Source organism: Dorea hominis (assembly GCF_014287705.1).
GTDB lineage: Bacteria > Bacillota > Clostridia > Lachnospirales > Lachnospiraceae > Dorea_D > Dorea_D hominis.
In genome coordinates, this window is sequence record NZ_JACOOY010000017.1 from 64,728 (window position 1) to 75,034 (window position 10,307).

General features: G+C 35.9%; 10 protein-coding genes. 7 read left to right on the forward strand and 3 right to left on the reverse strand.

Going from position 1 to position 10,307, the window contains the following annotated elements; genetic code table 11:
* Position 1: 1 nt before the first annotated feature.
* The 5 genes from H8S07_RS12165 to H8S07_RS12185 are packed head-to-tail and all read left to right on the forward strand — an operon-like array spanning position 2 to position 5,268.
* Positions 2-433: a DUF4313 domain-containing protein gene (locus H8S07_RS12165; protein ID WP_117606603.1), complete on the forward strand. Its 432-nt coding sequence runs from the start codon at positions 2-4 to the stop codon at positions 431-433.
* Between the two features lie 3 nt (positions 434-436).
* A complete protein-coding gene (locus H8S07_RS12170; RefSeq protein ID WP_117606602.1) occupies positions 437-877 on the forward strand; it encodes a PrgI family protein in 441 nt (146 codons plus the stop codon).
* Positions 870-3,200: a VirB4-like conjugal transfer ATPase, CD1110 family gene (locus H8S07_RS12175; RefSeq protein WP_330598579.1), complete on the forward strand. Its 2,331-nt coding sequence runs from the start codon at positions 870-872 to the stop codon at positions 3,198-3,200. Before H8S07_RS12170 ends, H8S07_RS12175 begins: the two co-directional genes overlap by 8 nt.
* Positions 3,200-3,547 carry a hypothetical protein gene (locus H8S07_RS12180; protein ID WP_117606600.1) on the forward strand — a complete coding sequence of 116 codons (348 nt, stop codon included), beginning with the start codon at positions 3,200-3,202 and terminating at the stop codon, positions 3,545-3,547. Before H8S07_RS12175 ends, H8S07_RS12180 begins: the two co-directional genes overlap by 1 nt.
* A gap of 29 nt (positions 3,548-3,576) precedes the next feature.
* On the forward strand, positions 3,577-5,268 hold the full coding sequence (locus tag H8S07_RS12185; RefSeq protein WP_186856101.1) for a lysozyme family protein: 1,692 nt from the start codon (positions 3,577-3,579) through the stop codon (positions 5,266-5,268).
* A gap of 151 nt (positions 5,269-5,419) precedes the next feature.
* On the opposite strand, the gene H8S07_RS12190 is transcribed toward H8S07_RS12185, so the two are convergent.
* The 3 genes from H8S07_RS12190 to H8S07_RS12200 are packed head-to-tail and all read right to left on the reverse strand — an operon-like array spanning position 5,420 to position 7,143.
* Positions 5,420-5,662 carry a hypothetical protein gene (locus H8S07_RS12190; RefSeq protein ID WP_118661293.1) on the reverse strand — a complete coding sequence of 81 codons (243 nt, stop codon included), beginning with the start codon at positions 5,660-5,662 and terminating at the stop codon, positions 5,420-5,422.
* A gap of 2 nt (positions 5,663-5,664) precedes the next feature.
* Positions 5,665-6,771, reverse strand: a complete 1,107-nt coding sequence (locus H8S07_RS12195) for a M56 family metallopeptidase (RefSeq protein WP_186856102.1) — start codon at positions 6,769-6,771, stop codon at positions 5,665-5,667.
* Positions 6,772-6,774: 3 nt separating this feature from the next.
* Positions 6,775-7,143, reverse strand: coding sequence for a BlaI/MecI/CopY family transcriptional regulator (locus H8S07_RS12200; protein ID WP_118661295.1), 369 nt, complete (start codon positions 7,141-7,143; stop codon positions 6,775-6,777).
* A 633-nt stretch (positions 7,144-7,776) separates the two neighbouring features.
* Between H8S07_RS12200 and H8S07_RS12205 the strand changes: the two genes are divergently transcribed.
* Both H8S07_RS12205 and H8S07_RS12210 read left to right on the forward strand, forming a co-directional pair.
* On the forward strand, positions 7,777-9,924 hold the full coding sequence (locus tag H8S07_RS12205; RefSeq protein WP_118661296.1) for a radical SAM peptide maturase, CXXX-repeat target family: 2,148 nt from the start codon (positions 7,777-7,779) through the stop codon (positions 9,922-9,924).
* Between the two features lie 11 nt (positions 9,925-9,935).
* Positions 9,936-10,106: a hypothetical protein gene (locus H8S07_RS12210; protein WP_186856103.1), complete on the forward strand. Its 171-nt coding sequence runs from the start codon at positions 9,936-9,938 to the stop codon at positions 10,104-10,106.
* Positions 10,107-10,307 lie beyond the last annotated feature (201 nt).

A 10,307-nucleotide genomic window follows, 5' to 3' on the forward strand; every position in this document is an offset into this window, starting at 1 on the left:
TATGGATACAAAGAAAACATTAAGATATAACTGGGAATTCGGACGTGAGACAGTAGCGATACGAGTGAGCTCTTATCGGAACAATGGGAATTTATATGTAGGACTCTGCCATAAGGAAGGGAGAGAATGGGAAGATTTTGGAGATGTAACCATTAATCTGCCCTATCAGTTCTTAGAGCCAAATGAGGCTTTTATAACAGGAGATTTTACCAAGGATATGCTTCATTTTATCAAGGAACATAAACTTGGAAAAGTGTTGAATGAAACAGGAAGATCAGGATATGCAACCTATCAGAAGGTAGCGTTTGATCTAGTAAGACTTGCGGAATTTGATCCAGAAGGCGTTGCAGAACACTGTAGATTTGCCGGGATAGAAGTACCGAAAGAAAAACCACAGAAAACGAAGAAACAAAGCAGAGGAAAGGAGCGATAAGTTATGGAAGTCAAGATGAATAAAGAAATCCGGGACTATCAGGAATCCATGTTTATGGGACTGGACCTGAGACAATGTGTGTGTTCTGTTCTTGCGATTCTTACAGCAATCGGAATTTACTTTGGAATGCGTGAAATTACCGGACAGGAAATAACCGGATGGCTGTGTGTGCTTGGTGCTGCTCCATTTGCTACCTGTGGCTTCTTCAAATATCATGGTATGACAGCCGAACAGTTTTTATGGGCAGTGATCAAATCCGAATTGCTGTATCCGAAGAAACTGGTGTTTCAGTCGGAAGATATCTACTACTCCTGCATGCAGGAGACCATCTCGCTGGGAGAAAAGAACCAAAAGGATGGAGCGGAAATCATAAAAGAGCGGGAGCAAAAAGCAGAAGCAAAACAGAGAAAGAAACGCAAGGGAAGGAGTGATGCCTTTGATTAAAACCTTAAGTCAGGCACTTCGGATGGATAAGGAACGCTTCAAAGTTCCGAAATCCGTCCAACAGGCAATTCCCATCCAGCGGATCTGGCCGGATGGAATTTTTCAACAGGGAACGAAATTCTCAAAAACATATCGTTTTACAGATATCAACTATTATATTGCGAGTAAGGACAATAAGACAGAAATGTTTCTGGATTATTCCGAACTCTTAAATTCACTGGATTCCGGCATTTCTGCCAAAATTACCATCAATAACCGGAGAATCAATAAAGAAGAATTTGAAAAATCAATCCTGCTTCCAATGAAGGAAGATGGACTGGACCACTATCGGGAAGAATACAACGAAATGCTCCTGTCTAAGATTACAGGAACAAACAACAGCATCTATCAGGAACGGTATCTGACTGTCAGTGTACATAAAAGATCTATTGACGATGCAAGAACCTATTTTGCACGTATCGGAACAGACATCGTAACACATCTGGCAAAGTTATCGTCCACAGCAGAAGGACTGGACGCAGAGAGCCGGCTCCAGATTTTCAGGGACTTCTTCAAGGGAGATGTCCCACAGGCATTTCCGTTTGATCTGAAACAATTTGCCAAGAAGGGAACAAGTTTCAAGGACTGGATGTGTCCGGATTCTATGGAATTTGAACGTGACCATTTTAAAATCGGTGACAGGTACGGAAGAGTCCTGTATATGCAGGATTATGCAAGTTATGTTAAAGATGACATGATTTCAGAACTGTGTGACTTCAGCCGGAATCTGATGTTGTCGATTGATATCCTGCCAGTCCCTACGGATGAAGCAGTAAGGGAAATCCAGAACCGACTGCTTGGTGTGGAAACCAACGTGACCAACTGGCAGAGAAGGCAGAACGCTAATAATAACTTCTCGGCAATCGTACCATACGATATGGAACTTCAGAGAAAAGAAACCAAGGAAATGCTCGATGATCTGACAACCAGAGACCAGCGTATGATGTTCGGGATTTTGACAATGGTACATCTGGCAGACAGCAAAAAGCAACTGGATTCCAATACGGAACTGATTCTGTCAATCGCAAGAAAGCATCTGTGTCAGATGGCAACATTAAAGTGGCAGCAAGTGGACGGACTTAATACAGTGCTTCCTTACGGACTGCGAAAGATCAATGCCCTGCGTACACTGACAACGGAATCAACGGCTGTTTTAATCCCGTTCCATACACAGGAAATCCTGCAGCCGGGCGGTATCTATTATGGGCAGAATGCAGTGAGCAAGAACCTTCTGGTAGCTGACCGGAAGAAACTGATGAATGGAAACAGTTTCCGGTTGGGCGTCAGTGGATCAGGAAAGAGCTTTTCGGCAAAAGAAGAGATTGTGCATCTGGCACTGGCTACGGATGATGATATCCTGATCCTCGACCCGGAGTCCGAATTTACAAAACTGGTAGAGGCTCTGGGGGGCCAGGTCGTAAAAGTATCTGCAACATCCGATAATCATCTGAATGCAATGGATATGGACGCAGCCTATGGAAATGAAAAGAACCCACTGATTGAAAAGTCGGAGTTCATCCTGTCCGTATTTGAACAGTTAGTCGGGGCAGGAAATCTGTCGGCAAAAGAAAAGTCCATCCTGGACCGCTGTGCTGCAGATGTGTACTGGGATTATATCCGGAGTGGTTATACCGGGGAAGTTCCGACATTGAAAGATATGTACCGGCAGTTGATGTTGCAGCCGGAAGAAGAGGCAAGAGGGCTCGCACTTTCCTCGGAACTCTTTATCAATGGAAGTCTGAACACCTTTGCACAGCCGACCAATGTGAATAAGAAGAACCGGATCATGGATTATGATATCCGGGAACTGGGGGAACAGCTTATGCCTCTTGGAATGCTGGTTACCTTAGACAGTATTTTCAACAGGGTAATTCAGAACTGGAAAGAAGGAAAAACGACATGGATATTTGCCGATGAGTTCTATCTGTTATTCCGCTATGAATACAGTGCAAATTTCTTCTACCGACTGTACAAGAGAATCAGAAAATACAATGGATTCGTGACAGGTTTAACCCAAAATGTTGAGGAACTTCTGAAATCGGACACTGCAAGACTGATGTTGGCAAACAGTGAGTTTTTGATTCTTTTGAATCAGGCAAGTACAGACAGGGAAGAACTGGCAGCCCTTTTGAACATCTCGGAGAACCAACTGTCTTATATCACAAACGTGGCAGTCGGCAGTGGCCTGATCCGATGTTCCGGGAATATCGTTCCGTTTGAGAACACGTTCCCAAAGAATACAGAACTCTATAAACTAATGACAACAAAACCGGGAGAATCGTAATGAAAAAAGAAGAGATTACCATTACCTTTTACGCTGCAGAATGCGGCGAATTCCATGAGATGGGCGAATATACAAAATGTAACTCACTGGAAGAGGCATATAAAAAGTACAGGAAGTATTGTAGAACATCTGGCAATATGTGTCCGGCAATTGAATTTTCTATCCATGATCCGGACTCTATTTATTCGGATATGGAATATCGATTGCCGTTATCATCTAAAGATAGGGGTGATTTGGAACTTGTGCCATATTACAACGAACATCCACTGGTAAATGAGGCAATCAGACAGGTGGAGCAGTTGCAGAAACAGCAGGAAAAAAAGAAACATCGGGATGTTGCCCGATGAGATAAGAGATACGGAAAGAGGGTGACCGGATGAGAGATATCAAGGAACGGGTAAGGGATAAGAATCCGAAGATTCGAAATCCGGCTGCCCGGCTTCCGAAAGAGCTGGTTCGCCAGACGGTACTGGAAGCAAAAGAAAAGCCAAGGGAACTACATGAAAAAAGCAGTGGGCAGTCAGACTCCCCAACACAGTATGGAACTGAAAAAATAGAATCCGTACAATACAGGGTGGCGAGTGTGGCAGGAAAAACTATAGGGAAAACCACATATCAAGGTGGAAAAAAACTTGCCGGAGTGACCTACAGGAAGATAAAGGAAAGAAAGAACAGACAGGAAGAAGTGAAAGTTGCCGAAGAAGCAATGGAGCAGGGGGCAGAAAGCGGAAAGAAATTAATCAAGCTGAAACCGGAGCAGGCCGCCCTTGCCAAGGAGAATGGTAAACGGCAGGTGAAAGCAGCACCGAGAGTGGTAAAAGTATCCGGTCTGTCTCAGGAGAAAATAAAGACACAGGCATCCATGCAGAAACAGCAGATGGAAAAAAGTCTTCAGGCGATGCAGAAAGCAAGAGCAGTCCAGATGGCAAGAAAATCAGCACAGGCATCGACAGAAAGTGGAAAAGCAGTCTTTCAGGTAACTGGAAAGGGTTCAAAGTTATCCGTACAGGGAATTACAGCAGCGATTCAAAAAGGGGGAGTAGCTCTTGAAAAAATGGGAAAATGGATTGCTGCCGGAGGCGGTGCATTTCTTCTGGTATTTATTCTGATTGTGGGAATCATTGCAGGAGCAGCTTTCAGCAGTAGTTCGGAAAGCTCTGAATCCCTAAGTGAAGAAGTGCTTGCGTATACTTCTGTGATACAGCAGTATGCATCCCAATACGGCATTCCGGAATATGTGTCTGCGATACAGGCCATCATGATGCAGGAATCTGGAGGCAGGGGAACAGACCTGATGCAGTGTTCGGAAAGTCCATATAATACAAGATTCCCACACACTCCTGGTTCTATTACTGATCCGGATTATTCGATAGAGGTTGGAGTACAGACCTTTGCAGACTGTATCAGTCAGGCAGGATGTAGTAGTCCACAGGATATGGACAAGTTAAAACTTGCATGGCAGGGATATAACTACGGAAACGGATACATAGGATGGGCGTTGCAAAGAGGCGGATACACAGAAGCTAATGCTTTACAATTTTCGCAGGAGCAGGCAGCTTCACATGGATGGAGCAGTTACGGTGATCCTGAATACGTTCCACATGTGATGAGGTATTATTCTGGTGGCAGCCTGTTTGCTGATTTGTTTGGAAATCAGCAGATTGTTTCGGTGGCAATGGGGCAGATTGGAAACAGCGGTGGTCAGAAATTCTGGAGTTGGTATGGATTCGACAGTCATGTAGAATGGTGTGCCTGTTTCGTGTCATGGTGTGCCGATCAAAGTGGCTTAATCGAAAGTGGAAAAGTTCCGAAGTTCTCATTGTGCAGTTCCGGTGTTACCTGGTTTCAGGGAAAGAACAAATGGCAGAGCGGTGGAACAACCCCATCAGCCGGAATGATTATTTTCTTCGACTGGGATCACGATGGAACATCAGACCATGTAGGAATTGTAGAAAAATGTGAAGGTGGAAGAGTTTACACGATTGAAGGAAATTCCAGTGATCAGGTACGGCAGAGAAATTATGAAGTAGATTATGGAGCTATTATGGGGTATGGGAGGAGTTGGTAAAAAGTTATATGATTGTTAATGTGTTTGAAAAGTAGAAAATAAAATATCATTAAAGGAGAAATATTCATTAGTAAAACAAAAGTAGGATTAACCTTAAAGAAAATGTGGATTAATCCTACTTTTTATTGATACAATGTAAAATGACTATGTATTAAGCCGGTAACCAATCGGTTAACCATTTTTCATAAGTAATAGACCAAAGTCGTTTTTGCTTTTTCCCCTTATATGTACGATAACGCCATTCAACTCGTTCTGCTCTTGAAGTAGAAGATAATTTTTGATAATGATCTTGCAAAGATGATTCGGCAAAAACAGGTGTTGTATAAGTCTGTAATAGAAATACTGCCCCTATTAAATAGGTAAAAAGTGTAAAAATAAATTTTTTGAAATTCATAATTAATTGCTCCCTTCTATGATTTCGTATTTTGAATATTTTTTAGAATGAATTTCATTGGGTGTTAAGTTTTGTGAGAATGTTCCATTAATATATAATTTATATTCATTGGGGGAGGTATGTAAAATTAAAGTAGGCCCCGGTTCAGTAGTCATTTTTTCATCAGGTTGTAATATGATAAAATAGGAACTCGCAAATAGTAAAACGGTAATACAGTAACATAGGAAAGTTCTGTTTTTATTTAATTTTTTTGTATTCAAGATCATTTCAAAGCGTTGACGAGTCAAGGAATATGCTGAATGATTTACAAATGAAGCAGTTAAATATTTTTTTGAAATTGTAAGAGAAGTATTTCGTTCTCTTAGTACTTTTAATATTGTTTCTAAATACTTATTTTGCATCTCTAAAGAATAATTTTGAGCTAATTTTGAGTCGCATCGCAATTCTAACATTTGATCAATATTTTTCCGCAATATATACATAATTGGATTCCACCAAAATAGCGCAGTTAAAAATAATAAAAGCATTTTAATGAAAGTATCATGTAATTTTATATGTTGTACTTCATGATCTAAGATAAATTTCCACTCATCAGGGGAAAGCATATAATTTGGAAAATATATATGGCATTTATAAAATCCCCATACTTTAGGGACATCTACTTCCGGAGAAATTTTAATAATCACCTTTGGTTGCATATAATTAGAACATAAAGTTTCTAGTGTAGGACATGGTGTACAATTTAAGTGATTTAATTTATAAATTTCAAGTATAGAAGTAGATAGATAATAAAATAAAAATAAGACAGTTCCTATTCCCCATAATAATAATAAAAATTGATATATGTAAAGTTCATTTCCAATTTTTAAAACAAAAAAATATTTTAATGGTCTATATATTTGATGAATATCGATTATTTTTGCGTTATACAGATCAATTGGTAATATGAGTCGTATAAAAGCGAGTAAAGATGAAAGCAAAAGTAAATTTATACCATATCTTATAATAAAAGCTGTTTTATTTCGGTTTAAAATTATAATGAGAGCAGCAAAATTAAATAAAATAAAGCTACTAAGCAGCGAAAAAATACTGATATTAAGAGCTTTCATAGGTTATTTCCTCGATTTAATTAAATTTTCTAATTCAGTTAGTTCAGAATCTGAGAAAGAGCCTTCTTGTATCAGTTGTGAAAATACTTTATATGGTTCAGCATTTTTTGTAATGTTCATTAATAGATTTGAAAAGTAGAACCGTCCTTTCTCTGTAGGCGCAAAAGTACGTCCAAATCCTTTTCCAGTACGTATGAAACCTGCTTCATAGATAGCCCCCTTTTTTAATAAACTGTTCAATAAAATATGAATAGAACCATCTTTCCAAGGTTTGTTTTCTAAGGCATGGTTTAAAATTTCTGATTTTGATAATGGTTTATCTGCATCTAATAATATTTCTAAAATATTAGATTCACTTTTGGTCAATTCCATAAAACAGTACCTCCTTTCTAGTTAAAGTATATAATAAAAAATACATTATTACAATGATATAGATATAATAATAAAAAAAAATGCAATTATAAAAATATTAATCAATAATACTATTGACATTTCATTAAAATAATTATATGGTTTGGATATAAATTAACGGAAAAATGTATTATATTGTTAGAATTAACCAAAAACTTTGAAAATATAAATAAGAAAATAGAGTGGGACTAGTGATTAGAATTAAAAAATGAGAAATTGTATTAATAAATCATAATAACGAAATATAAATCGATGGGTTTTGGTAATTTGTTTATAATTGGGGGAAGGTGTATAAGAATAAAATATTTAGATATTGCAATAATTGTATTGCTGAAACAAGGCATGTCAATTATACATAGGCGGAACGTAAACAAATAATATGTTAAATACTTTAGAGAAAGGGATTACAAAATGAAAAGAGAGAAGATTACACAATAATTAAAAAAGGCAATTTATTTATCAGAAAGAAGTATTGGGAAAGGTATACCGGCATTGTCTCAAAAAGTAATTAAATCTGAAAATTAAAAAAGGTTAAATTTTAGATATTTTACGAAGGGAGGTTGTGTACATATTTGATTATGTACAAAGGAAAAGATGAGTAAAAATTACACAATTGGAAAACAGGTAGAATCGTGGAAAGGGAATACAGCACAGTCACTTACTTTTATTGTTACAGCAGATTGCAATTTAAGATGTAAATATTGTTATATTACACATAAGTCATCAAATAAAAGAATGTCGTTCGAAGTGGCAAGGAAATTTATAGATTATGTTTTAAATTCTCCAATACACAAGCAGGAAGCAGTCATTTTAGATTTTATTGGAGGAGAACCATTATTAGAAACTAGGCTAATAGATCAAATTTGTGATTACTTTAAGTTAAAAACTTATAAAATGAACCATGACTGGTTTTGGAATTATAGAATTAACATTTGTACAAATGGAGTTAACTATTCGGATGTAGAAGTTCAACGGTTTATAAAAAAGAATTATGGAAAATTATCGTTAGGAATTACAATTGATGGAACAAAAAAGAAACATGATTTGCAGAGAGTATTTCCTGACGGGTCTGGATCTTATGATGTAATTAAGAAAAATATTCCGTTATGGTTAGAACAATTTGAAGGAGCTACAAAAGTAACATTTGCAAGTGAGGATTTATGTTATTTAAAGGAAAGCATTATTGAATTATGGGAAATGGGAATAAAAGATATTGCGGCCAATGTTGTGTTTGAGAATGTATGGAAACCAGAAGATGATAAAATTTTTGAAAACCAGTTAAAAGAGTTAGCAGATTATATTATTGAGAATGATCTGTATGATAAATATAGTTGTACATTGTTTGATGATTATATAGGAAGTTGTTATAGTGAAGATGATTTAATTAATACAAGCTGTGGAGCAGGAAAGATGTTAGCAGTAGATCCAGACGGTAACTTATATCCTTGTATGAGATATTATGATTATTCGCTTAATAATAAAAAAGGATATGTTATAGGCGATATAGATAATGGAGTCGATTTTGAAAAAGTACGTCCATTTGGAACGTTAATGTATAAGTATCAAAGTGATGAAGAGTGTTTAAATTGTGATATTGCAACAGGGTGTACATTTTGCCAAGGATTTAATTATGATGAAGCGGAAACAAATACAAATTTTGTTCGAACAAAATATATATGTAAAATGCATAAAGCACGGGTAAGGGCAAATGATTACTATTTTTCTTTACTTTTAAATAAAAAGGGAATTGACCGGGAAAGAAAACTTGAACGAAAACGACAAATGTATTTTTTGTTGGCTAATGACGTTCCTTCTATTTGTTCTTATAATTGTGGGAAAACTGTGGAAGAGATGTATATGAGTGAAGAACAAATAATGAAAGGGCTAGAATATTGTAGAGAAAATTTTATTACACCTGTATTTGTTCATGGAAGAAAATTTGATAATTATAATGAATCTAAAAAATATGAGCAGTATACAATTACACATATTTATGCAGCAAATAGGATAGATGACGCAAATCTGGAAAATGATTCAATTTTGGTATGTGATAATTCTTTTATGGAGGCAGACAAACAAGATAATATTATATTTAATATAAGTGCTGAAGAAATAAAAGGAATGGCAAAAAAAATAATTTTTTTAATGGGTAAAGTTAATCGAATAAATATTAATATTCAAAATATATCTCCGATGTTTGATTTTTTTACATATGAAAAAGAATTAGAAGAAATAGCAAATATGATTAATAATTATTTAGTTAAAGAAGGTGTTTTAAAAGAAATTAATATTCTTACGGATATTTTCTTCTTAAAAAAGCATGAAAATTGTGTGGCAGGTACTGATTTATTAACATATGCACCCAATGGGAAAATATATATTTGTCCGGCGGAATATTTTGAAAATTCAGAGAAGGGAAGTGTTGGAGATTTAAATACAGAAATAAAAATTCCTAACAGGCATCTTTATACGAAAGAGTATGCACCAATATGCAAAAATTGTTCTGCATATCAATGTGAAAATTGTTTTTGGATTAATAAAAAATATACTTATGAAGTTAGTGTGTCTCCGAGTTTTCAGTGTAAAAAGGCAATGATAGAAAATAAAATTTCTTATAAATTACAGAAAAAGATAGGAAGAAAAATAGAATGCTATAACCAACTAGATAATGACGGATTTAAGGATCCATATTTAAAAATGGATGGAGCTGGAACAAATCTTGGTTATTATACAGTAATGTGAGGAGAAGAAAAATGCTAAAAGTGGGAAAAATTACAGAAGAAGAAAATAAAGAAATATCTGATATACATGAAAAATTGATTGCATTAAATAATTTACTACTATTAGAAAATTTATCGAGTGAGATAAATAGTAATTTAAGTGAAGATATAAGAAAATATCAAAATATATTTCTCCTGTACTAAAGTCTACAACCCAGTTTCCTTTTTCTCTTCCTTCCCACTGATACTTTTTTGACTTACTTTCCCACCATTTATTAAACATATTTTGATATTTTCTTATATCTTCACTTAAATTACTATTTATCTCACTCGATAAATAGTAATTTAAGTGAAGATATAAGAAAATATCAAAATATGTTTAATAAATGGTGGGAAAGTAAGTCA

What these genes read in the sequence shown, in the direction of transcription:
- H8S07_RS12195 (WP_186856102.1), bottom strand. Translation starts at nt 6,771, where the DNA reads ATGAAAGCTCTTAATATCAGTATTTTTTCGCTGCTTAGTAGCTTTATT.
- H8S07_RS12165 (WP_117606603.1), top strand. Translation starts at nt 2, where the DNA reads ATGGATACAAAGAAAACATTAAGATATAACTGGGAATTCGGACGTGAG.
- H8S07_RS12170 (WP_117606602.1), top strand. Translation starts at nt 437, where the DNA reads ATGGAAGTCAAGATGAATAAAGAAATCCGGGACTATCAGGAATCCATG.
- H8S07_RS12205 (WP_118661296.1), top strand. Translation starts at nt 7,777, where the DNA reads ATGAGTAAAAATTACACAATTGGAAAACAGGTAGAATCGTGGAAAGGG.
- H8S07_RS12190 (WP_118661293.1), bottom strand. Translation starts at nt 5,662, where the DNA reads ATGAATTTCAAAAAATTTATTTTTACACTTTTTACCTATTTAATAGGG.
- H8S07_RS12185 (WP_186856101.1), top strand. Translation starts at nt 3,577, where the DNA reads ATGAGAGATATCAAGGAACGGGTAAGGGATAAGAATCCGAAGATTCGA.
- H8S07_RS12210 (WP_186856103.1), top strand. Translation starts at nt 9,936, where the DNA reads ATGCTAAAAGTGGGAAAAATTACAGAAGAAGAAAATAAAGAAATATCT.
- H8S07_RS12200 (WP_118661295.1), bottom strand. Translation starts at nt 7,143, where the DNA reads ATGGAATTGACCAAAAGTGAATCTAATATTTTAGAAATATTATTAGAT.
- H8S07_RS12180 (WP_117606600.1), top strand. Translation starts at nt 3,200, where the DNA reads ATGAAAAAAGAAGAGATTACCATTACCTTTTACGCTGCAGAATGCGGC.